Source organism: Propionispora vibrioides (assembly GCF_900110485.1).
In the GTDB taxonomy this organism is placed as follows: Bacteria; Bacillota; Negativicutes; order Propionisporales; family Propionisporaceae; genus Propionispora; species Propionispora vibrioides.
In genome coordinates, this window is sequence record NZ_FODY01000033.1 from 16587 (window position 1) to 38674 (window position 22088).

At 48.8% G+C, this 22088-nt stretch carries 20 protein-coding genes, 9 tRNA genes, 1 pseudogene and 1 other annotated feature; of the genes and pseudogenes, 27 read left to right on the forward strand and 3 right to left on the reverse strand.

Annotated features, from left to right (window positions below; genetic code table 11):
- Positions 1-30: 30 nt before the first annotated feature.
- From BMW43_RS18810 to ispF, 4 genes and pseudogenes are all read left to right on the forward strand, one after another.
- Positions 31-1161: a PIN/TRAM domain-containing protein gene (locus BMW43_RS18810; RefSeq protein ID WP_439331459.1), complete on the forward strand. Its 1131-nt coding sequence runs from the start codon at positions 31-33 to the stop codon at positions 1159-1161.
- A gap of 275 nt (positions 1162-1436) precedes the next feature.
- Positions 1437-2186: a 2-C-methyl-D-erythritol 4-phosphate cytidylyltransferase gene (gene ispD / locus BMW43_RS18815; protein ID WP_091751485.1), complete on the forward strand. Its 750-nt coding sequence runs from the start codon at positions 1437-1439 to the stop codon at positions 2184-2186.
- A 193-nt stretch (positions 2187-2379) separates the two neighbouring features.
- Positions 2380-3039, forward strand: a pseudogene (ispD, locus tag BMW43_RS21990) (2-C-methyl-D-erythritol 4-phosphate cytidylyltransferase); the annotation flags it as partial.
- A gap of 27 nt (positions 3040-3066) precedes the next feature.
- A complete protein-coding gene (ispF, locus tag BMW43_RS21995) occupies positions 3067-3570 on the forward strand; it encodes a 2-C-methyl-D-erythritol 2,4-cyclodiphosphate synthase (protein WP_245732623.1) in 504 nt (167 codons plus the stop codon).
- 135 nt (positions 3571-3705) lie between these two features.
- Here ispF and BMW43_RS18825 read toward each other — a convergent pair whose 3' ends face one another.
- From BMW43_RS18825 to BMW43_RS21260, 3 genes are read right to left on the reverse strand one after another with little or no spacing between them, the layout of a single operon-like run.
- A complete protein-coding gene (locus BMW43_RS18825; protein WP_091751489.1) occupies positions 3706-4062 on the reverse strand; it encodes a P-II family nitrogen regulator in 357 nt (118 codons plus the stop codon).
- 31 nt (positions 4063-4093) lie between these two features.
- A complete protein-coding gene (locus BMW43_RS18830) occupies positions 4094-5509 on the reverse strand; it encodes an ammonium transporter (RefSeq protein WP_091751492.1) in 1416 nt (471 codons plus the stop codon).
- 25 nt (positions 5510-5534) lie between these two features.
- On the reverse strand, positions 5535-5675 hold the full coding sequence (locus BMW43_RS21260) for a hypothetical protein (RefSeq protein ID WP_177173679.1): 141 nt from the start codon (positions 5673-5675) through the stop codon (positions 5535-5537).
- 359 nt (positions 5676-6034) lie between these two features.
- Here BMW43_RS21260 and BMW43_RS18835 point away from each other — a divergent pair, with 359 nt between their 5' ends.
- The 23 genes from BMW43_RS18835 to BMW43_RS18945 all read left to right on the forward strand — a co-directional run bounded on the left by BMW43_RS18835 (position 6035) and on the right by BMW43_RS18945 (position 21855).
- A complete protein-coding gene (locus tag BMW43_RS18835) occupies positions 6035-6304 on the forward strand; it encodes a hypothetical protein (protein WP_091751495.1) in 270 nt (89 codons plus the stop codon).
- 217 nt (positions 6305-6521) lie between these two features.
- The gene (gene gltX, locus BMW43_RS18840) at positions 6522-7991 is read left to right on the forward strand and encodes a glutamate--tRNA ligase (protein WP_281246136.1); all 1470 of its coding nucleotides are present in this window, start codon (positions 6522-6524) and stop codon (positions 7989-7991) included.
- 208 nt (positions 7992-8199) lie between these two features.
- Positions 8200-8446, forward strand: a binding site (T-box leader).
- 43 nt (positions 8447-8489) lie between these two features.
- Positions 8490-9170, forward strand: a complete 681-nt coding sequence (cysE, locus tag BMW43_RS18845; protein ID WP_091751498.1) for a serine O-acetyltransferase — start codon at positions 8490-8492, stop codon at positions 9168-9170.
- A complete protein-coding gene (cysS, locus tag BMW43_RS18850; protein WP_091751501.1) occupies positions 9151-10596 on the forward strand; it encodes a cysteine--tRNA ligase in 1446 nt (481 codons plus the stop codon). The genes cysE and cysS overlap by 20 nt, the downstream gene beginning before the upstream one ends.
- The gene (locus tag BMW43_RS18855; RefSeq protein WP_091751504.1) at positions 10593-11090 is read left to right on the forward strand and encodes a Mini-ribonuclease 3; all 498 of its coding nucleotides are present in this window, start codon (positions 10593-10595) and stop codon (positions 11088-11090) included. Before cysS ends, BMW43_RS18855 begins: the two co-directional genes overlap by 4 nt.
- A gap of 261 nt (positions 11091-11351) precedes the next feature.
- Positions 11352-12167, forward strand: a complete 816-nt coding sequence (gene thyA / locus BMW43_RS18860; RefSeq protein WP_245732622.1) for a thymidylate synthase — start codon at positions 11352-11354, stop codon at positions 12165-12167.
- A gap of 12 nt (positions 12168-12179) precedes the next feature.
- The gene (locus BMW43_RS18865) at positions 12180-12686 is read left to right on the forward strand and encodes a dihydrofolate reductase (RefSeq protein ID WP_091751510.1); all 507 of its coding nucleotides are present in this window, start codon (positions 12180-12182) and stop codon (positions 12684-12686) included.
- Positions 12687-12969: 283 nt separating this feature from the next.
- The gene (gene rlmB / locus BMW43_RS18870; protein ID WP_439331460.1) at positions 12970-13752 is read left to right on the forward strand and encodes a 23S rRNA (guanosine(2251)-2'-O)-methyltransferase RlmB; all 783 of its coding nucleotides are present in this window, start codon (positions 12970-12972) and stop codon (positions 13750-13752) included.
- Entirely contained in the window at positions 13749-15101 is a 1353-nt protein-coding gene (locus tag BMW43_RS18875) for a VanW family protein (protein ID WP_091751513.1), read from the forward strand. The genes rlmB and BMW43_RS18875 overlap by 4 nt, the downstream gene beginning before the upstream one ends.
- 44 nt (positions 15102-15145) lie before the next feature.
- Positions 15146-15691, forward strand: a complete 546-nt coding sequence (locus BMW43_RS18880; RefSeq protein WP_091751516.1) for an NYN domain-containing protein — start codon at positions 15146-15148, stop codon at positions 15689-15691.
- 156 nt (positions 15692-15847) lie between these two features.
- On the forward strand, positions 15848-16588 hold the full coding sequence (sigH, locus tag BMW43_RS18885) for an RNA polymerase sporulation sigma factor SigH (RefSeq protein ID WP_091751519.1): 741 nt from the start codon (positions 15848-15850) through the stop codon (positions 16586-16588).
- A gap of 446 nt (positions 16589-17034) precedes the next feature.
- Entirely contained in the window at positions 17035-18276 is a 1242-nt protein-coding gene (gene pfp, locus BMW43_RS18890; RefSeq protein WP_091751522.1) for a diphosphate--fructose-6-phosphate 1-phosphotransferase, read from the forward strand.
- A 321-nt stretch (positions 18277-18597) separates the two neighbouring features.
- The gene (locus BMW43_RS18895; RefSeq protein ID WP_177173680.1) at positions 18598-19278 is read left to right on the forward strand and encodes a DUF421 domain-containing protein; all 681 of its coding nucleotides are present in this window, start codon (positions 18598-18600) and stop codon (positions 19276-19278) included.
- Positions 19279-19451: 173 nt separating this feature from the next.
- Complete coding sequence (locus tag BMW43_RS18900; RefSeq protein WP_091751527.1) at positions 19452-20252, forward strand: undecaprenyl-diphosphate phosphatase; 801 nt, start codon at positions 19452-19454, stop codon at positions 20250-20252.
- 176 nt (positions 20253-20428) lie between these two features.
- Positions 20429-20513, forward strand: a tRNA-Tyr gene (locus BMW43_RS18905).
- A gap of 58 nt (positions 20514-20571) precedes the next feature.
- Positions 20572-20647 (forward strand) — tRNA-Met (locus BMW43_RS18910).
- A 32-nt stretch (positions 20648-20679) separates the two neighbouring features.
- Positions 20680-20755: transfer RNA gene (locus tag BMW43_RS18915), tRNA-Thr, on the forward strand.
- Positions 20756-21019: 264 nt separating this feature from the next.
- Positions 21020-21096: transfer RNA gene (locus tag BMW43_RS18920), tRNA-Met, on the forward strand.
- Positions 21097-21164: 68 nt separating this feature from the next.
- Positions 21165-21240: transfer RNA gene (locus tag BMW43_RS18925), tRNA-Thr, on the forward strand.
- A gap of 8 nt (positions 21241-21248) precedes the next feature.
- Positions 21249-21333: transfer RNA gene (locus BMW43_RS18930), tRNA-Tyr, on the forward strand.
- A 53-nt stretch (positions 21334-21386) separates the two neighbouring features.
- Positions 21387-21462: transfer RNA gene (locus tag BMW43_RS18935), tRNA-Met, on the forward strand.
- 43 nt (positions 21463-21505) lie between these two features.
- Positions 21506-21581, forward strand: a tRNA-Thr gene (locus BMW43_RS18940).
- 197 nt (positions 21582-21778) lie between these two features.
- A tRNA-Met gene (locus BMW43_RS18945) sits at positions 21779-21855 on the forward strand.
- Positions 21856-22088: the final 233 nt, after the last annotated feature.

The following is a 22088-nucleotide window of genomic DNA, read 5'->3' on the forward strand; positions in this document are numbered from 1 at the left end:
TATAATTAACAAAAGGAAGGAGGTGGAACATTGATTAATAAGATTTTACGTTCCATTATTACTTTGTTGGCAGTTATCGGTGGTTTTGTAGTAAGCAGTCATTTGGTTCCACTGTTATCGGAGGTATTAGGAGAGGATCTTTTGCATAATACGGTGGCGGATATTGCTGTGGCCACTATTGTTTCCCTGATTGTAGGCGGAGTGATCTTTGGTATAATCGGCTACTTGGTGGCTCCTTATTTTATCAGGTATCTATGGAGGATCATTGATTGGGTGGAAGCCAGACTCAATAAAATGCCGGTATACGATGTACTGGCCGGTTCCATAGGTATGGCTATCGGACTTATACTATCTAATTTATTGGGGTCTGCTTTTCTTCATATTCCGTATGTCGGAAGTTATGTTCCCGGAATACTCAGTATTATATTGGGGTATCTCGGTATTAATATTGCCATTCGCAAGCGGAGTGAGTTTGTTACGCTGCTGGAAGCGATCCCTTGGATAGGTAGGGACAAGGATAAGGGAAAAGACAAGGATAAGGACAAGGCGCCGCCACAGTACAAAATATTGGATACCAGCGTCATTATTGACGGCCGTATCGCCGATATCTGTCAAAGCGGTTTTATCGAAGGAACCTTGCTGATTCCCAGCTTTGTGCTGGAGGAGCTGCAGCACATTGCCGATTCCTCCGACTTGCTAAAACGCAACCGGGGGCGACGCGGCCTGGATATTTTAAATCGTATCCAGAAAGAACTGGGCATGTATGTGCAGATCAGCAACCGTGATTTTGAGGACATCGCCGAGGTGGATTCAAAACTGGTGAAGCTGGCTCAGGTGCTGCAGGGCAAAATTATCACTAATGATTACAATTTGAATAAGGTTGCCGAAATACAGGGTGTTTCCGTACTGAATATTAACGAACTTTCCAATGCGGTCAAGCCGGTCGTATTGCCAGGGGAAGAAATGGTGGTCCATGTCGTCAAGGACGGCAAGGAATTTGGCCAAGGCGTCGCCTATCTGGATGACGGCACGATGATTGTTGTCGACGGCGGCAAGAAGCATATGGGAGAAACCATTGGCGTCATGGTCACTTCCGTGCTGCAGACGGCGGCGGGAAGAATGATTTTTGCCAAACCTAAGTTGATTGAGCGTGGTGCGTAAAGCAGCATAAATGGATAGATTATCCGGTAGAATGCCTTTTAGTTTGTTGTGTTAAGCAAATTAAAAGGCATTTTTACTATATCATTGTTTTAACGGGATTGCTGTGCTATTATGTTAAAGATGGTCCAAAACAGCAGGATTTAACAAAACTATGTTGAAGTTAGTACGATGTACCTTACGCCAGAATAAAATAGGGGCATTATTAAGCGGATACGCTCTTCGCACGGTTGTAAGAATTTAGCTAATAGCCAAGTTTGGAAAGGATGATATTTTTAGTGGTTACGGTAATTTTACCTGCTGCCGGTCAAGGCAAACGAATGAACCATGTGACGAATAAAGTGTTCATTCCTTTGCTGAATCGTCCGGTGCTGATTCACAGCGTGCTGGCGTTTTCAGCTTGTCCCGAAGTCGATAATCTGGTGATAGCGGCAGCCCGGTCGGAAATCGCTTTTGTCGAAAAGATGCTGTCCGGTGTTGCTGGAATAAAACCTTGGAAAGTGGTTGCCGGCGGCAGTGAACGGCAATATTCTATTGCCAATGCCCTGGCGGTGATCCCGGATACAGTGGAAGTCATTCTAGTGCATGATGCGGCCAGACCGCTCATAAAACCCAGAATGATCAGCCAAATGATTGCGGCTGCCAGAGAATTTAAAGCAGCGGGACTGGCGGTCCCGTTAAAAGATACAGTAAAGAAAGTAGATGAAGACTGTTTTGTCACCGAGACTCCGGCTCGCCGGAGCATGTGGATCATGCAGACACCACAGGCTTTTGACGCAGCTATTTTGCGTCAGGCTTATATCCACGCGGCCCAAGATGGATTTCTCGGTACCGATGATGCTTCACTGGTGGAGCGCCTGGGAATCCGGGTTAAGCTGGTGGAGGGAAGCTATAGCAATGTCAAGATAACGACACCGGAAGACATCATTATCGCCGAGGCGTTGATGAAGAAACGATACGGCTATGAAATGCTGCGTTTCGGGGTAGACTATGAAGAGAACCGGGTTGTGGAGGGAAACTTTAAGTGATACTATGTTGGCTTATTTAATATAATACTAAGTAAGCTGGTATTACATAGATTGATTGGTACATGTAAGCTGTGCGTGACACAGCTTGTTTTTTTGGCAGCGGCGGCCGGTCTGGCCGCATATTCCCGAACCCTGAGGACAGGGAAAAGGCCGGGAAACCGGACAGTATTGTGACGGGAAGGATGATGCGCTGGTGGTTACGGTAATTTTGCCTGCTGCAGGACAGGGCAAACGGATGAACCAGGTAACGAACAAGGTGCTGCTGCCTTTGTTGGGCCGCCCGGTACTTGTCCATACGGTCCTGGCAGTTTCTGCTTGTCCTGAGGTAGACAATATAGTGATTGCCGCTGCGCCGCAAGAAGTAGGTCTCGTACATTGCCTGTTGGCCGGTCTGGAGGGAGTAAAACCCTGGCAGGTTGTGGCCGGCGGGACGGAGCGTCAGTATTCTATCGCCAATGCGCTGACGGTGATTCCTCAGACAGTAGGTATCATTCTGGTCCATGATGCGGCCAGGCCGCTTATCCGTCCGGACATGATCAGCCGGATGATTGCTGCTGCCCGTGAATTCAGTGCCGCCGGTCTGGCTGTGCCGCTCAAAGATACGATCAAACGGGTTGATAGTAACGGTTTTGTCGTAGAGACACCACCACGCAGCACCATGTGGATTATGCAGACACCGCAGGCTTTTACGGCTGACATATTGCGGGCTGCCTACCGGCAGGCAACCCAGGACGGATTTCTCGGCACCGATGATGCCTCGCTGGTGGAACGGCTTGGCGTACGGGTTAAACTGATTGAAGGTTGCTACAGCAATGTCAAGCTTACGACGCAGGAGGACATTGTCACGGTGGAAGCGTTAATGAGAAAGGATTGTGAAGATATGCTACGGTTTGGAATGGGTTATGATGTGCACCGGCTGGTGGAAGGTCGCAAGTTGATTCTGGGCGGGGTAGAGGTGCCTCATACTTATGGCTTGGACGGTCATTCCGACGCAGACGTATTGCTGCACGCCATCAAAGACGCCCTGTTGGGGGCGGCTGCCCTGGGTGATATCGGCAGGCATTTTCCCGACAGTGATCCCCGGTATAAGGGAATATCGAGTTTGATTTTATTGGGCAAAGTAAGAGATATCATTGCCGCCAAAGGATATCAGGTGAACAATATTGACGCGACGATTGTCGCCGAGAAGCCCAAACTGGCGCCATATATTGAACGAATGAACGCCAATATAGCGGCTGAACTGGAGATTGCCGTAGACATGGTCAACGTAAAGGCGACCACCACGGAGGGGCTGGGCTTTGCCGGCAAAAAGGAAGGCATTGCGGCCTATGCAGTTGCTTCTATAGTGAAGAATACGATAGCCGATGATCAAGCCGTGCTTTAAATAGATACGGCAGCAAAAAGGGGCGCAAGTGATGGGAGCGCTTTTTTTGCTGCGAAAATGATAAATTTACTAAAAAAAGTCTTCTGCCGATGTCCGAACGGACTTGGCAGAAGACTTTTTTTTAGAACAGGCTGTTTATTTCGGATCAATAATGGCGATATCGCCTTCTTCGCCGGTACGGATGCGAACGGCGTTTTCGATCGGATAAACGAAGATTTTTCCGTCACCCAGGTTACCGGTATGGCAGGATCTTTTTGCCGCTTCCAGCACCTTCTCGACAGGTACTTCACAAACAACTGTTTCGACTTTGACTTTTGGCACCAGGTTAACGGTGACTTCCTTGCCACGGTATACTTCTTTATGTCCCTTGGACAACCCGCAACCGTACACCTGGGTTACCGTCATGCCGGCAACGCCGATGGCGTTGAGAGCTTCTTTCAGTTCTTCCAGCTTCTCAGGACGGGTAATGATATCTATTTTGGTTATTTTCATAGGATTTCCTCCTCAGGATTCAAATTAACGGCTACTTGGATGGAGCTAGTGAGGTCTTTACTGCCGGTTCGGATACGATAGATGCCTGCAGGCCGATGGGAGAGCCGCTGACCAAATCCTGGTAAGCATAGCCTCTTTCACCGTGCTCGGTGACATCGAGACCTTCGATTTCCTGAGCTTCATCAGCCCGTAGTTTTAAGAAGACGCCCAGGACTTTCAAGATGATGAAAGTCATCACTGCGGCAAATACCCAACTTACCAGTACGCCGATAAGCTGCGTGGTCAATTGGTCGGGATTGCCATAGAACAGTCCGTCAGCACCGGCGGAATTGACTGCCTTGGAAGCGAACAAGCCTGTTGCAAGTGCACCCCAGGTGCCGCCTAAACCATGAACCCCAAAAGCGTCTAAGGCATCATCGTAACCAACTTTTGCTTTCAGGACAGCAACAGCCAGGAAGCAGAGGGCGCCACCAACTAAACCGATGGCAATCGCTGCCAGGGGAGTTACGAAACCTGCAGCCGGGGTAATTGCTACCAGACCGGCTACGCAACCGCTGGCTGCGCCTAAGATGGTCGGCTTACCATGATACAGCCATTCAGTTACAACCCAGGACACGGTGGCAGCAGCGGCTGCAATATGAGTAGTGACAAAAGCGCTGGCTGCAAGGCCGTTAGCACCTAAAGCACTGCCTGCATTGAACCCGAACCAGCCAAACCAGAGCAGTGAAGCGCCGATAACCGTCATCGGCAGGTGATGGGGCAGCATAACTTCAGAACCATAACCGCGGCGTTTGCCGATAACCAAAGCAACGACAAGGCCGGATACACCGGAGAGAATATGGACGACAGTACCGCCGGCGAAGTCGAGGACCCCTAAATCACGCATCCAGCCGCCGACACCCCAGACCCAGTGAGCAACAGGAGCGTATACGATGGTAGCCCAGATTAGAGAGAATACAGCAAAAGCGGTAAATTTCATACGTTCGGCGAAGGCACCGGTAATCAGGGCGGCAGTAATAACGGCGAACATACCCTGGAAAGTCATAAAGGCAAAATGAGGAATGGTTGCGGCATAATCAGGATTCGGATCTTGGCCGACCCCGGCTAAACCAAGCCAGTCTAACCCGCCAATAAAGTGATTGATGTCGGGACCGAAGGCCAGAGTATAGCCCCAAAGTGCCCACTGCACAGAAATAAGTCCAAGAATGAAGAAGCTCTGCATAATAGTGCTTAATACGTTTTTGGTTCTTACCATACCACCGTAGAATAGAGCTAAGCCAGGCGTCATCAACATAACAAGGGCGGCACTTACCAATACAAACGCGGTATCACCGGTATCAATGGTAGGAGTAGCCGCTGCGTTGGCTGCTTCGTCAGCAAATGCGGCCGGCAGCCAAGCCAGCATCATAAATAACGTGAGTCCCAATGTGTTCCATAGTCTTTTCATGGTTACAACCTTCTTTCCTTTAAAATTAAAATTGAATGAACATAAGCAATAATTCCAGGTGCTCCCCAACTTGGAAACGGGAAGATGGTAACGAGGCAAAATTTTGACCGTCAGCAATTTCTGCTTTCAAGGTTGGTAGAGCACCAGGTAACGGATGAGAAAACAATTCGCCTCCTCCTTTGCGGAAATAAAAAAAGTCCTAAGGAAAAAAATCTTCCTTAGGACGTCATTGTCCGCTTGAAAATAAAAACACCTTCGCTTATTAGCGAAGGCGCCATTGCCTTTGTTTTAGATTATGTATGTATAATAGCAAAGTTTTAGGGCGCTGTCAATAATAAAATAGGTTTAATTTATTTGGAATATAGTAGAAGATGAGGAAAATAATTGCTGACCAATAGAAAACTGTTACGGCGGCAATAGGTTGATAGAGAAAATAATTTAATTTGTGGCTGTATTTATAAATTCCACCACTGCTGGATACAATACATAGTAATAAAAGCTGTACACCATAAAGGAGGGGCAGTCATGAGGAAAAAGATAGCCATGATCATGCTGTTGATGCTGCTTGCCTTTCCCGGTCAAGCCATGGCAGCGGGTTTTAACTTCGATATTCATCTGTCAAGAACGGAAGACGGTACTGCTTATACCGAGATTTTATACAATAACCGCGTGCTTTGGAAGATCTCGCTGCTGACCGACGGAGCTCGGCCGGCAGCCAGTATAGGCGAGGATGATGGAATCATCATTGCGCCGGACCTGGAAAACGGAATGTTTGTCTTACGGATATGCAAATAACATGCAAAAAATAAAAAGCGCCTAGCGCTTTTTATTTTTTGCATGTTATTGGATAATCTGCTACAATTAAATTTTGTAAGGTACAGCTTGTACGACACATGTGATGTGTGCAAGGACCGTCTGTCATGATGCATTGCTGTAAGGTATACCTATTATAGTAAGGTCGGGGAAGACGTTCATTGTTCAAGATAGAAATTATGGGTTGGAGGTAGTGTGAATGATGTTGAAGGAACCAATTAGGGTACGGTTTGCGCCAAGTCCCACCGGACCGTTTCATATTGGCGGTGCCCGTTCTGCCTTATTCAATTGGCTGTTAGCCAAGAAACAGGGCGGTACATTAATACTCAGGATTGAGGATACCGATCGGGAGCGTTCCACCAAGGAGTCGGAGGAGAATATTAAGGAAGCTTTACGCTGGCTGGGTATGGACTGGGATGAAGGCATTGATGTGGGCGGCGAATATGGCCCTTACCGCCAGACTGAACGTTTGGAGATTTATCGTCAATATACCGAAAAACTGCTGGCTGAGGGGTTGGCTTACCATTGCTACTGTACGGACGAGGAGTTGGAAGCCGAACGGCAAAACCAACTGCAACGGGGGGAAACTCCGTTATATTCCGGCCGTTGCTGCCATTTGAGCACCGCTGAGCGGGACGCTTTTGAACAAGAAGGCCGTAAGCCCACTGTCCGTTTCCGGGTGCCGGAAAATAAGCAAATTGTTTTTACCGACCTGGTTCGCGGTACAGTGTCGTTTGAATCCAATGGGGTCGGCGACTATGTCATTGTAAAATCAGATGGTATCCCTGTCTATAATTATGCGGTTGTGATGGATGATGCCCTAATGCAGATAACGCATGTCATCCGGGCAGAGGAACATCTTTCTAATACACCACGGCAAATTCTTCTCTATGAAGCGCTCGGCTTCCCCGTTCCGGCCTTCGGCCATATTTCCCTGATTCTGGGCAAGGACCGCACGAAAATGAGTAAGCGGCATGGGGCTACTTCGGTGGAACAGTACCGTAAGCTGGGATATTTGCCGGAAGCATTAGTCAACTTCTTGGCTCTCTTAGGCTGGGCACCTGTCGGTGAACAGGAAATCTTTAGCCTGGATGAATTGATTGAACAGTTTTCCATCGACCGGGTCGCCAAAAATCCGGCGGTGTTTGATGTGGACAAATTAAACTGGATTAATGCGCAATACATCAAAAAATCCAGTCCGGAGCGGATTGCCGAACTGGCTCTGCCTCATTTAATTGAAGCGGGCTACGTAAAAGAGGACGAATTAACTGAAGAAAAGCGGGCCTGGATCGTGCAGTTCGTAGCGGCTATTCAGGAGCATCTCAGCTATGCCGCCCAAGTGCTCGAGCATGCCGACATATTCTTTCATGATGAGTTTACCTTTGAAAACCAGGAAGCGGAGGCCGTGCTGAAAGAAGAAGAGATTCCCGCTGTGCTGGACAAGTTTCAGGAAAGACTGAGCGCACTGGAGGCTGTTGATGCAGCCGCTGTGCAGGCTTTACTGAAGGGGCTGGTAAAAGAACTGAAGCTGCCCGGGAAAAAGGTATATATGCCCATCCGTATTGCCCTCACGGGGAAAATGCATGGACCTGAGCTGCCCCATTTCATACCGGTTATTGGTAAGGAAAGAGCCTTGCGCCGCCTGTCCGCTTCCCGGTCTAAAATCTGATTGACACCCCAGAGGCGGATGAGTATAATTTAATCACGGGAGTTCGCCAGGGCTAAAGCCGTAGAATAAATGGCGTGAGAGTTTTCGTTCGGTTTGGCGGAGGAGCCGCGCATATCGTACATATGTAAGGTGACGACAACGAAACAGGACGGAAAATATCGCGTCAGGAATACTATGGATTTAGCCCTGGTGAACTCCTAACTATATGGAAAATGTAGCGATTGGGAAAAGTAAGCGTGTTTCGGACCTGCAGAGAGGCACTGTCACCGGCTGCGAACAGTGCCAGGAAAGATCCGCTGAAGTGCCCCCATGAACAGGATGGCTGAAAAAAGCGGCCCGGTTTACTGCCCGGCTCTTTTAGTAGGTGGTCCCGGCGGCAGCCGTTATCATGTTTGAGTGGGATATGGTTTGTTTACATATCTAAACAGAGTGGAACCACGGCCACCGTCTCTGTCAAGAGACGGTGGCTTTTTATTATTTTGGACAGGAGGGAGACTTATGTTTAAACGGATACAGAGAGACATCGACGCGGTATTTGAACGCGATCCTGCTGCTAAAAATGTGCTGGAAGTACTTTTATGCTATCCCGGACTACATGCTATCTGGCTGCACCGTATCAGTCATTATTTATTTAAAAAGGGTCTGGTGTTGTTGCCGCGTCTGATTTCCAATTTCGCAAGGTTTTTAACCGGCATAGAAATTCATCCCGGTGCCACAATAGGAGAAGGACTGTTCATTGACCACGGCACAGGAGTTGTCATCGGCGAAACGGCTGAATTGGGAGATAATGTCACCCTGTATCAGGGCGTGACGCTCGGCGGCACCGGCAAGGAAAAAGGCAAACGCCATCCGACAGTGGGCAATAATGTCGTTGTTGCTACCGGCGCCAAAGTGCTGGGATCTTTTAAGGTAGGCGACAATTCCAAGATTGGTGCCGGCTCGGTGGTGCTGCGGGAAGTGCCGCCTAACTCTACGGTTGTCGGGATTCCGGGAAAGATTGTGTGGCATGAAGGCAAGAAGATTGATGATGCCAGACCGGATGTCGATCTGGAACATAACAACCTGCCCGATCCGGAAGCGGAAATGATATTCTGTCTACAGCGCGGCATGATGCGGCTGGAAGAGCGGATTTGTCAGTTAGAAGAGGAGCTGAAACAATATGAGTCTAAGAGTGTATAATACATTAACCAAACAAAAAGAAGAATTTGTACCCATGACAGCGGGACAGGTAAAAACCTATGTGTGCGGTGTAACCCCCTATAACCATCCGCATATCGGCAATGCCCGCCCGTTTGTTACCTGGGATGTCATTAAACGGTATTTGGAGTATATCGGCTATAAGGTATACCATGTGCAGAATTTTACCGATGTGGATGACAAAATCATTAAAACCGCCAATGCCGAAGGCGTGACCTGGGATGTGATTGCCAATCGCTATATCGCAGCCTACTTTGAAGTGATGGATCAGCTGAATGTACGGCGGGCCGATTTGTACCCGCGGGTTTCCGGCCATATGGCGGACATTATCCGGATGGTGAAAACACTGGTTGATAAGGGCTTTGCCTATGAGAAGGACGGCGATGTCTACTATGCCGTGACCCGTTTTGAAGAGTACGGCAAGCTGAGCGGCCGCAGCCTGGACGATATGAAAGCCGGCGCCCGGGTCGATGTGGATGACCGGAAGGGCCATCCTATGGATTTTGCGCTGTGGAAAAGCGCCAAACCGGGTGAACCGGCCTGGGAAAGTCCCTGGGGACCGGGGCGGCCGGGCTGGCATATCGAGTGTTCGGCCATGTCGCTTAAATATTTGGGCGAAACCTTTGATTTTCATGGTGGCGGCAGCGATCTGGTATTTCCCCATCACGAAAATGAGATTGCCCAGTCGGAAGCCTGTACCGGCGTGGAGCCATTTGTCCGGTATTGGCTCCATAACGGTTTTATTACTGTGAATGAAGAAAAAATGAGTAAATCGCTGGGGAATTTTTTCCTGGTTAAAGACATTTTGGAGCATTATTCACCACAGGTGTTACGGTTCTTCATTTTATCCACCCATTATCGCAGTCCCCTGGATTTCAGTGATGAAAGACTGGATGAAGCGCAGCGCAGTCTGGAACGGTTGACCACAGCTATGCACAGCCTTAAGCAACTGGCAACGGTGCAACCTGCGGACAGTTCTGACGGATCAACGGCTGACCAGGAAGTGATCGTCCGGCAGGCCAAGGAAGAATTTCTGGCGGCGATGAATGATGATTTTAATACATCCCTGGCCATCAGCGTGTTGTTTGGTCTGGCTAAAGAAATCAATATATACTGCAGTGCCGTGACTGGCGGTAAAGCACCGTATAGTGCGGCCGGCGCCGCCGTATTGCAGTCGGCTTACCAGGAGTTGGCCGATATTTTGGGAATTAATCTGGAACAGGAGCCGGCGGGAGCGGACGCTCAGGACGGTTTGCTGGAGGGTGTGATGGATATCGTGATTGACATTCGTCAACAGGCCCGCCAGAACAAAGACTGGGCCACAGCCGATCAAATCCGCAACCGGCTGCAGGAAATCGGCATTGTGCTGGAGGATTCACCGCAAGGGATCAGGTGGAAGAAAAAATGAGGTTTGACCACTATCAGTATTTAATGGCCAATATGTTCAAACAGCAGTCTGAAGAAACGAGCGCTTTCCCGGTCAATTATACCGACATTCCGGTTCATCGCCTGCCACCGTTGGTGCTGGCCTATGTAGGGGATGCTTACTTTACCCTGTATGTGCGGACACGGTTGTTGTCTTATGAGCAGAATAAAGTGCGAGTACTGCATGACTGTGATGCCAAAATGGTGTCGGCGGTTATGCAGGCCCGCGCCTATAAAGCGCTGGAGGCCACTTTGTCTGAGGAGGAAATCGCTGTGGTCAAGCGGGGCCGCAACGCCAAGTCCAGCGTTCCCAAAAGCGCGACGGTTGCCGAATACCGCTACAGTACCGGCTTTGAGGCTTTGCTGGGATATCTGTATTTAAAGGAAGATTACCGTCGTTTGGTGGAACTTGTCAGTCAGGCTTTTGACGTTATTTCCCGGGAAATGACAAAAACAGGGGCTGCCTCGCCGCAATAGACGGTGCATAGGTGCCTGTAACGGAGAATAAGCAGAATGCTGTTAAAATAATACAGACAGAGCAGGGTTTATGGTGTAAAATTTAGGTAAGAGCTGCCGGCAGATTGTTGTGTACCCTTTGCCGGGCAGCGCTGCCCTAACTTGGTGGACAGCCCTGCCGTTGCCGGTGCCGGTGGTTTGCCGGTATCCTACGGGACTTGGTTTGGGCCAAGTCTTTTCCTATCCTAATAAATGAGGTGAATCATTCTGAGTAAAGCAGACATGACATTCATTGCTATGTGTAAAGATATTCTGGCCCATGGTTTTTCCTCTGAAGGGGAAGCGGTACGGGCCAGATGGGCGGACGGTGCTCTGGCCCACACGATTAAGAAATTTGCGGTGGTCAACCGCTACGATCTGGCGGAGGAATTTCCGATCCTTACGCTCAGGCCAACCAATTTAAAGGCTGCCATTGATGAGATGCTGTGGATCTGGCAGAAAAAATCCAATAACATCAAAGAACTGAACAGCCGCATTTGGGATAGCTGGGCTGATGAAAGCGGCTCGATTGGCAAGGCCTATGGTTATCAACTGGCGATTAAGCATCAATATCGCGAAGGCGAGTTTGACCAGGTGGACCGGCTTTTGCTGGATTTAAAAGAAAATCCTTACAGTCGGCGCATCATTGTCAACATGTATAACCATGCCGATTTGCACGCTATGAATTTGTATCCCTGTGCCTATAGCATGACCTTCAATGTGACCGGTAACCGGCTCAATGCGATTTTGAATCAGCGCTCCCAGGATATTCTGGTGGCCAATAACTGGAATGTAGCCCAGTATGCTGTGCTGGTGCATATGCTGGCCCAGGTGAGCGATCTGGAAGCGGGTGAACTGGTGCATGTCATCGCCGATGCCCATATCTATGACCGGCATATTCCTCTGGTGGAGGAGCTGATCAACCGTCCTGCTTATCCGGCACCTAAGCTGCTAATTAACCGGCAGGTGAAGAGCTTTTATGATTTTACCGTAGCTGACTTTGTGTTGGAGGGCTATCAAAGTGGTCCGCAAATCAAAAATATCCCTGTCGCTATTTAAAAGGAGACTTGTATGAAAGCCATTGTTGCAGTTGATGCCAACTGGGGAATTGGTTGCGGCGGAAGATTGCTGCAACATATCCCGGAGGATATGAAGTTTTTTAAACAGACGACCTTGCATAAGGTTGTGATTATGGGCAGGGAGACCTTTGAATCGCTGCCGGGCCAGGAGCCTTTAAAGGACCGGGTTAATATTGTACTGAGCAGGAAGGCGGATTTTATCCATGAAAAAGTAACCATCTGCCGTTCGTTGCCGGAATTGTTTCGGGCCATAGCGCAATATGATACGGATGATGTTTTTGTAATCGGTGGGGAATCGGTATATACCCAATTGCTGCCATACTGTTCGGCGGCCCTTGTCACCAAGATAGAAAAACTTTACGTGGCGGACAAGTTCTTTGTCGATTTGGATGAAGAAAAGAACTGGCGTCTGGTCGCTGCCGGTGAACCCAAAAGCTATCAGGACATTCGTTTTAGTTTCTGCACCTATGTGCAAGACGAGACTGCTGCCGGGGTGTAGCTGACAACGCCGCAGGATGGGACGATAACGGAACATAAAGGCTGACCTGACGGGAACCCGGGTTGGCCTTTATCCATGTAGTGGTCCGCCAACTTTAGGGACAAATTAAATTTGCGGGGCTTTTTTTGCAAGGCCTTTTGTCTTCAAAGGCGGACATAGTTGTACATAACGGATATATATAAGGCGACGACAAAGGAAAAAAAGACTGCGAGATGATCCATGTATTTAGGTGACGTAAGGTACTGGATACATAGTAGATTAGGAAAAGGAGAAAATAAAGGATATGGGAAATGGGAAGGAGCGCGATACCACCATGCCGGTAACAGAAGATTTTGTGGCGGGAAGAAACAGCGTGATGGAAGTGTTGAAAGGCGGCCGGTCGGTTAATAAAATACTGGTAGCCAAAGGAGAACGGCATGGGACGGTACGGGAGATTATCGGACTGGCTCGCAGCAAAGGCCTGGTTATTCAGGAAGTGGAGATGAGCAAGCTAGATCAGGTGGCGGCCGGGATCCGTCATCAGGGGGTTGTGGCACTGGTGCCGCCAGTCGCTTATGTGGAACTGGAAGATATCCTGCATAAAGCCTCTGTCCAGGGCGAGGCTCCCTGCCTTGTTGTACTGGATGAGCTGGAAGATCCGCACAATCTCGGCGCTATTTTAAGGACGGCTGATGCCGCTGGCGTGCATGGGGTGCTTATCCCTAAACGGCGGAGTTGTCCACTATCGGGAACGGTGGCCAAGACATCGGCCGGTGCAGTGGAATATGTGCCAGTTGCCCGGATCGGCAATGTGGTGCAAACGCTGGAGAACCTTAAAAAGCAAGGCTTCTGGATTGTCGGCGCCGATATGGACGGCGAAAAGGCTTATTATCAGGCCGATTTGACCGGCCCGCTGGTTGTGGTAATCGGCAGCGAGGGGAAAGGTCTGGGCCGGTTGGTGAAGGAGGCCTGTGATTTCTTGGTGCGCATTCCGATGAAGGGGCAGATCAATTCGCTAAACGCTTCGGTTGCCTGTTCCCTGCTTTTATACGAAGTTCTTAAACAACGGGAGATGAAAGAGATTTGAAAAACTGGCAGTCCACGATAGCTTTCTTGTTGATTATTTGCTTTGGTATCGTTTTTTTTGCCGGAGGAACTTCGCTGTTTTCCTCCCGAGTGTATGCCGGTGTAACGGTGGACGGGGTATCGCTGGCGGGCTGCAGCCGGGAGGATGTGCAGCAACTCCTGGCCGTTTGGCGTCAGGAGTTGCTGCAAAAACGAATCAAGGTATATTATGGAGAGAATTCTTTTGATTTGGCGGCACAGCAGATTGATCTTGACTGGGATATTGCTGCTGCTGCCAATGAGGCGTGGAATTATGGCCGAGACGGCGGGCTTTGGACCAGAATGAAAAAAATTTATCAGGCAAGAGAAGAGGGCTATCATGTTACGCTGCGGGTACAGTATAATAAAGATAAGCTTGACCGTTATATAGCCGAGTGGCGGCAAGCGGTGGAACGGGAGCCGCGTAATGCGGCGATCAGTATGCAGAGCGGCACGGTGCTGCCGCAGGAGCAGGGAATGCGGTTAGCGGTAGAGACCGCAGGTCCTGCTGTGCTTAAGGCATTGTCCACTGTGGATGTGCCGGCGGTGATTTTGCCGGTTGTGACGGTGCCGCCGGAAGTTACCGTGCAGGATGTTGCCGCCAGGGGGATTGGCGATCTATGGGGCAGTTATACCACAGATTTTAATGAGGACGATATCAACCGGTCGGCGAACATTATTCTGGCCGCTAATAAAATAAACGGGAAGATTCTGGAGCCCGGTGCCGTTTTCTCTTTTAATGAAGTGGTTGGCCCCCGGGAAAAAGAGTATGGATTTAAAGAAGCGATGGAATTGATGGACGGTGAACTGGTGCCCGGAATTGGCGGGGGAATTTGCCAGGTTTCCTCTACGCTGTACAATGCGGTACTGCTTTCCAACCTGACGGTAGTGGAGCGGTACAATCACTCGAAGGCCTTGGGCTATGTGCCTTTGGGGCGGGATGCTACGGTTGTATATGGCTTGCTTGATTTTAAATTTGCTAACAATACCGGCGCGCCGGTTTTGATTACGGCCGAAATTCAACGGGGCCGCTTGAGTATTGGCCTGTTTGGCCGGGGAAAAATGAAGGAAGCGGTCAAAATTATTTCGACTGACAAGAAAGCCATTTTACCGGCTGAGGTCAGGAAAGAAGACCAAACGCTCTATTTGGGTGAAACGGAAGTGGAAAAACCGGGAAAGCCCGGTTATGAAATCACTACCCTGCGGATTGTGGAATCCGGGGGGCAGGAAATTAAACGGGAAGTCCTGGCAAAGGATAGATATTTGCCTGAAGATAAAATTATAAAAATGGGGACACGGATGCCGCCATTTGCAAGAGCCGGTGGCGAGTGACCGGCTGGGGGAGCGCAACTACATAATGTTGTTTGGAGAAGTTTATGAAACATATTCCTAAAGACAAATTACTGGTTGATGGGTATAATGTTATCAATGACTGGCAAGAGCTTGTGGCAATAAAGGACAATCTGGAATATGCGCGGGACAAACTAATAGAAATCTTGTCAGGCTATGGTGTTTTTAAAGATTGCAGGATTACGGTCGTTTTTGACGCCCATGCGGTGGCGGACGGTGAAGGCTGTCAGCAGATAATCAACGATTTCGTCGATGTGGTGTTTACCAAAGAAGGCGAAACGGCGGACAGCTATATCGAAAAAATGGCCTATTTCTTTATGCGCCAAACCGGTGGCGGGCGGGTTTATGTGGTGACTTCCGACTGGGCCGAACAAATGCAGATTCTGGGCTCGGGAGCGTATCGCATTTCGGCCCGGGAGCTAAGGAGCTATGTGCGGGCCGCAGAAAAAAGCATGAAGCAGGGGTTTTCGGAGCATGTCCTGAACTATCGCCGGCAGGAACTTTCTGACCGGCTGAATGGTGATGTGGCAAAAAGGCTGGATGAGTTGCGACGGGGTGGGAGAAAACGTTGAGAATCCTGACTTCCCGGCGCTGGCGGCCGGCAGGTTAAGCTTGACTTAGGACAGGGTGTAGGGTATACTTTTATAAGTAAATAGAGTCGTTTTGTAGCACCAAATTAGTGAATAAATCGTTTTTTATAGATAAAAATGCAAAGTGGGGGCGATGTGATGCGGGCTAGTACTCAATACGATTTATACAGTTGTTTTGAAAATATGACTGATGAAGAAATCGTAATTGATGCCAAGGATAATGACAATGCAGTAGCTCTGGACTACTTGATTAATAAATACCGCAACTTCGTTCGCGCGAAGGCCAGGTCTTATTTTTTAATTGGTGCTGACAGAGAGGATATTATTCAGGAAGGCATGATCGGTCTCTATAAGGCGATTCGGGACTTTCGCAATGATAAGCTTTCCTCTTTCCGGGCGTTTGCCGAGTTGTGCGTAACGCGCCAGATTATTACTGCCATTAAAACTGCCACCAGGCAGAAGCATATTCCTTTGAATTCTTACGTTTCTCTGAACAAGCCGATTTATGATGAAGACTCTGATCGGACGTTGCTGGATGTGCTGTCGGGTTCCAAGATATCCGATCCGGAGGAACTGGTAATCAGCCGGGAAGAATTCATTGACATCGAAGAGAAGATGGGCGAAATTCTCAGCGATCTGGAATGGAAGGTCTTAATGTCCTACTTGGACGGCAAGTCGTACCAGGAAATCGCCGTGGAGTTGGAACGCCACGTGAAATCGATCGACAATGCCCTGCAGCGAGTTAAGCGCAAGCTGGAACGTTATCTGGATCATCGCAGTGAAGAATGCGATGCCGGAGGCAACGCCTATAAGGCTTTAGCCGGTCTGGATAAGGATGCCGCCCTGTTCCGGGACTGTAGCGAAGAAATTGATGACTAGCAGAAATATTGAGGCACCCTTCTATGGAGGGTGCCTTTTTGTATCTCTTAAGCAAGCCGGTATACCGCTTGCTTCTGTCGGCAAAACAGCAGGGACGCTTTTTCGAGCGGCTTCTTGTGATATATTATGACGATAACGGGAATAGATCGCTGTTTTATGGCAGAATATGATTAATTTTTACCCCGGGAAAAGGGATTTCTGATAGCCCGACGAATATAAAAAGCGGACATATCGCCATACTATACCATGACGGCGCGACCGGTTCTGTTCAAACATAAAAGCTTGTTAACAGTGTAATGGCGCGGTATAATAGACGTTGTGCATAGATGATCTGATACATAATACAAGCGGTTCTATACCTGTATGAAGGTTGCTTTTGACTTTGAAGGATCATTTTGTTAACAATGGCGATTATTTGCCAAACAGCAATATAAGGAGGAAAATGTATGTCGAAAAATACGGTAGCAATTCTTTGCGGCGGCGGTCCGGCACCTGGCATGAATGGAGTTATCAGCGGTGTTACGATTGCGGCAAGAAATAATGGCTGGGATGTAATCGGGGTTTATGAGGGTTTCTCTCATTTAGCCAAAGGCGAGAAGAAAGTGACCTCCCTGACAGTTGATGATGTAAGCAAAATTCATTTGCAGGGTGGCAGTATTATACATACAGCGCGCTTTAATCCTACGAAAAATGAAGAACATCTTAAAACCGCGATCAACACGCTGCGGGAATTGGGTGTAACCCATCTGGTAACCATCGGCGGCGATGACACGGCATATTCGGCTTCTACAGTGGCTTCCTATGCCAAGAAAAATATGGGAATCAATTTCAGCGTAGTGCATGTGCCCAAAACTATTGATAATGACCTGCCGTTACCGGAAGGCGTTCCTACTTTCGGCTTTGAAACCGCCCGTCAGGTTGGTGCAGATATTGCTACCAATATTCTGGAAGATGCCAAAACGGCCCAACGCTGGTTCCTCGGCATTGCCATGGGACGTACAGCAGGCCATTTGCCGCTGGGTATTGGCAAAAGCTCGGCTGCCCAGGTTACCATTATTCCGGAAGACTTTACGGAAGCCAAAGTTCACTTGAGCACCGTTGTGGACATCATTGTCGGTTCGGTAATCAAACGTCTGGCTGACGGAAAAGGTTTCGGTCTGGCAGTTGTCGCCGAAGGCATTATCGAAAAAATTCCGGAAGAAGACTTGAGTGCAGTGGAAGGGCTGGAAAGAGACGAACACGGCCACATCCGTTATGCTGAAATTAACTTCGGTGAATTGCTGAAAAAAGCGGCGACCAAACGGTTGGCTGAACTGGGCATCAAAATGAACTTTGTGACTAAAGACATCGGTTACGAAACCCGCTGCGCTTCACCGAACGCTTTTGATATCGAATACACCCGTGACCTTGGCTATTCGGCCGTTGAATTCCTGAAAAACGGCGGTGCCGACGCGATTATTACCGTGGTTAACGGCGAAGCTAAGCCGCTGCCGTTCAGCGAAATGCTGGACCCGGTAACCAAGAAAACGGCAGTCCGTTTCGTGAATGTAAATTCGGTAAAATACAAAATCGCCAGAGCGATGATGACTTTGCTGACTGCAGAAGACTTCAAAGCAGGCAAGGTAGAAAAGCTGGCAGCCGTAACCAATCTGTCGGTTGACGAGTTTACCAAACAATTTAACAAGTAGTCCGTGAACAATAAAGTCCCGGAGCCTGTCTTACAGGTTCCGGGATTTTACTGTTTGCGGATTAAGGCGTGTCCTTTCACCTAGAGCTCCACCAGCTCTGCAATGGAAAGATGCTGACCAAGTTTTGACCGTCAGCAAATCCTGCTTTCAAGATTGGTGGAGTGCTAACTTTTTACTGGCACATAAACCGCCGAGGGGCTGATTATACTATTGGATAATTGAGGGAACCACTGATTTGTTTGCGCTGTGCGTTCTGACGGATCTTTTTCTGCCATGCCGACAGATTCATTAAATCAGCGGTTTCTAAGGAGGGGAGACGGCGTGGATGTGCTGGGCATAACTGTCTTTAGAGTGATTACAGTTTTTGCGCTGCTTATAGCAGTCTGGCTGTTGACAGGACGTAGCCACCTCGGTGAAACCACTCCTGCGGAACTGGTAGGATTGATTATTTTTGGTACGGTGGCCGGTGCAGCAATCCTTAGTCCCCAAAGTGACTTTTCTGATAGTCTGGTCGTTTTGACGGCAGTAGGTCTTATGCAGTGTGGAACGGCTAAACTGGTAAAGTGCCTGCAAGGCTGGCGGACTAAGCCGTTGCCACCGCTGGTGATCATAGAACAGGGGCAACCCATCCGGGCTAATTTGGCTAAAACACGATTATCGGTAAAAACTCTGCTGGTTCTGTTGCGTGCACAAGGGATTTTTCACCTAAAGGAAGTACAATTGGCTGTTTGGGAATCTCTGGGAGGACTCAGTATTCTAAGGGCGGCGGAAGGTTTATCTGAAAAAGGACCAGTGGGCACCGATGACGTGGCGGTGCCAGTTATTATCGAGGGAGAGCTTCAGGAAAAAGTGCTGGAAAACCTGGGGTTTACACCGGAAGATATTGTGGCGTTTAAAAGCCGGCATAAAGAAGAGTTAAAGGCGATTATGGTGGCTTATATGAATAAGAGCAGGCAACTCTGGATTGTCCGGGATAAGCCCAAAGCGGATACCGTGCTTTGAGGTTGCCTAAAGCCGTAACAAAGAAGTGGCGCAAAGGGATTTATGGTTGTTTGCGGCCATGGCATGGAGTATAATAAAATGCGTGTGAAAAAGACGGCGGTTCCTAGCGGTCAGCAGATGAATGGCTGACTGGGCTCTAACAGGAATACATAGCCGTGACAGGGGGATGGAAAGTGACGGAGACGATGATTGCCATTATACTTGGCATTGTGGAAGGCATGACGGAGTTTTTACCTGTTTCATCGACAGGACATATGATTTTAGTGGGCAATATGCTGCATTTTGAAGGTGAATTTGCCAGCGTATTTGAGGTGTTTATTCAATTAGGCGCCATACTGTCTATCTTGTTTCTATATCGTGACAAATTTATGCGCATGATCAAGCCGGGGCGGCTTAACATACACCGCAGCGGCCTAACGCTGTCCCATGTGGCGGCCGGGATTGTGCCGGTCATGATTATTGGCTATTTGCTGCATAAACCGATTAAGGAATACCTGTTTTCGCCGGCGACGGTGATTATCGGCCTGATAGCCGGGTCTGTTTTGATGCTGGTGGCGGAAAAGGTGGCAAAAAGACCGGTGGCCCGCAGTGTGGAAAATATCACTGTCAGGCAGGCTTTTTGGGTAGGCCTATTCCAGGTACTGGCCCTGTGGCCGGGATTTTCCCGTTCCGGGTCGACACTTTCCGGCGGTTTGTTTTTTGGTTTAAGCCGAACGGCGGCAGCTGACTTTTCTTTTATCATTGCGGTCCCGTTAATGATGGTAGCCTGTTTCTATGATTTGCTGAAAGTGATTAGCCATTTGAGTGTTGATAACTTGCATATGCTGGCTATTGGCTTTGTAATATCCTTTGTTGTAGCTTATGGTTCAGTGGTTTGGTTTTTAAAGTTTCTGAATAAATCAACCCTGGCTTCCTTTGCCTACTACCGCCTGGTCCTGGCGGCCGTTTCGTACTATTACTTTTTTATGAATTAGTTACTTTACATAAATTAACAGGTGATAGACTCTTTACAATATGGATAAGCTGTGATAATATAATATTCCGTTACAGGACGTCGGGCGCAGCAGTTTACCGCTGCCGTGCATTGGCTCAGGTAATGGGAAAGCTGGCTAATGGACTGTGGTAACGCAATCCTTAAGCCGGATTTGACGGAGGGATTCCCGAGTGGCTAAAGGGAGCAGACTGTAAATCTGCCGGCTCTGCCTTCGCTGGTTCGAATCCAGCTCCCTCCACCAATTTATCCATAGTAGGAATGAAAGAACGAAGATGGTGGGAAACTACTGTCAAACACATCGCGGGGTGGAGCAGCTGGCAGCTCGTCGGGCTCATAACCCGAAGGTCGCAGGTTCAAATCCTGCCCCCGCAACCAAATAAACAAACGCCAATAGGCGTTTTATCTATGCTGGTGTAGCTCAGTTGGTAGAGCGTATCCTTGGTAAGGATAAGGTCACCGGTTCAATCCCGGTCACTAGCTCCATTTTTTTGTAATGTTTTGTAATGAAGGTATTCTAACAGAATACCGATAACACAACCGGACTTGTGAGACAAGACCGGAGGGTGCCGATGCAAGACCAACTTACCTGTTGGTTGATATCAGGCTTAATGGCTTAGGGCATTGATAAATGGACAGCTGCAAGGCGCGACGAGGACGCGAGCGAGGGCGTACTGATGAGGTACGTTGAGCGAGCGACCGCAGGAGCAACGCAGCAGATGGCCGTTTAGCGATGGCCGTGCCGAACAGGGCGGCGTAGCTCAGTTGGCTAGAGCATGCGGTTCATACCCGCAGTGTCCGGGGTTCAAATCCCTGCGCCGCCACCAAAAAAACATTGACAGACTGATCTTTGAATTGTATAATTAACTTTGTCGTAAGGCAAGTAATACAAAATGCTGGCGTAGCTCAATTGGTAGAGCAGCTGACTTGTAATCAGCAGGTTGGGAGTTCGATTCTTCTCGCCAGCTCCAGACATCATGGAGGGATTCCCGAGTGGCTAAAGGGAGCAGACTGTAAATCTGCCGGCTCTGCCTTCGCTGGTTCGAATCCAGCTCCCTCCACCATTTATCCACAGTAAGAAAGAACGAAGATGGTGGGAAACTACCGTCAAGCACATCGCGGGGTGGAGCAGCTGGCAGCTCGTCGGGCTCATAACCCGAAGGTCGCAGGTTCAAATCCTGCCCCCGCAACCAAATAAATAAACGCCGTTAGGCGTTTTATCTAATAAAGTTAGCTGCTGGTGTAGCTCAGTTGGTAGAGCGTATCCTTGGTAAGGATAAGGTCACCGGTTCAATCCCGGTCACTAGCTCCATTTTTTTGTAATTACGTTCCTTTACCGGGTATTCTAGTTTGACGTATCCGGACTTGTGAGACAAGACCGGAGGGTGTCGATAAAGGCACAGCTGCTAGGAACGATGAGTACCGCAGCGGAGGCGCACTGGTAAGTGCATTGAGCAGCGGAACGCAAGAGTGACAACGCAGATGGGCGTTTAGCGGCAGCCGACCTAAGGCGGCGTAGCTCAGTTGGCTAGAGCATGCGGTTCATACCCGCAGTGTCCGGGGTTCAAATCCCTGCGCCGCCACCACTTTGACTACAGATCTTACTTAATTATTAGGTAAGGTTTTTTGTTTTTTATGCAGGAATTTAAAAAAATTAATAGAATATTTCCATTTTGTAAAATACTAGTGGTGTGCCAAAAGTATAATTCTAACCATACAGTTTGAGGAGGCAAAGAAAAGAAATGGCAAAGAAGAAGTTTGAAAGAAATAAACCGCACGTAAACATAGGAACGATCGGTCACGTTGACCATGGCAAGAC

Coding starts and splice junctions, on each gene's coding strand:
- cysS (WP_091751501.1), top strand. CDS start 9,151: ATGAGTCTAAGAGTGTATAATACATTAACCAAACAAAAAGAAGAATTT.
- BMW43_RS18830 (WP_091751492.1), bottom strand. CDS start 5,509: ATGAAAAGACTATGGAACACATTGGGACTCACGTTATTTATGATGCTG.
- BMW43_RS18835 (WP_091751495.1), top strand. CDS start 6,035: ATGAGGAAAAAGATAGCCATGATCATGCTGTTGATGCTGCTTGCCTTT.
- BMW43_RS18880 (WP_091751516.1), top strand. CDS start 15,146: ATGAAACATATTCCTAAAGACAAATTACTGGTTGATGGGTATAATGTT.
- thyA (WP_245732622.1), top strand. CDS start 11,352: ATGACATTCATTGCTATGTGTAAAGATATTCTGGCCCATGGTTTTTCC.
- ispF (WP_245732623.1), top strand. CDS start 3,067: ATGCTACGGTTTGGAATGGGTTATGATGTGCACCGGCTGGTGGAAGGT.
- pfp (WP_091751522.1), top strand. CDS start 17,035: ATGTCGAAAAATACGGTAGCAATTCTTTGCGGCGGCGGTCCGGCACCT.
- cysE (WP_091751498.1), top strand. CDS start 8,490: ATGTTTAAACGGATACAGAGAGACATCGACGCGGTATTTGAACGCGAT.
- rlmB (WP_439331460.1), top strand. CDS start 12,970: ATGGGAAATGGGAAGGAGCGCGATACCACCATGCCGGTAACAGAAGAT.
- BMW43_RS18825 (WP_091751489.1), bottom strand. CDS start 4,062: ATGAAAATAACCAAAATAGATATCATTACCCGTCCTGAGAAGCTGGAA.
- BMW43_RS18855 (WP_091751504.1), top strand. CDS start 10,593: ATGAGGTTTGACCACTATCAGTATTTAATGGCCAATATGTTCAAACAG.
- sigH (WP_091751519.1), top strand. CDS start 15,848: ATGCGGGCTAGTACTCAATACGATTTATACAGTTGTTTTGAAAATATG.
- BMW43_RS18865 (WP_091751510.1), top strand. CDS start 12,180: ATGAAAGCCATTGTTGCAGTTGATGCCAACTGGGGAATTGGTTGCGGC.
- gltX (WP_281246136.1), top strand. CDS start 6,522: ATGATGTTGAAGGAACCAATTAGGGTACGGTTTGCGCCAAGTCCCACC.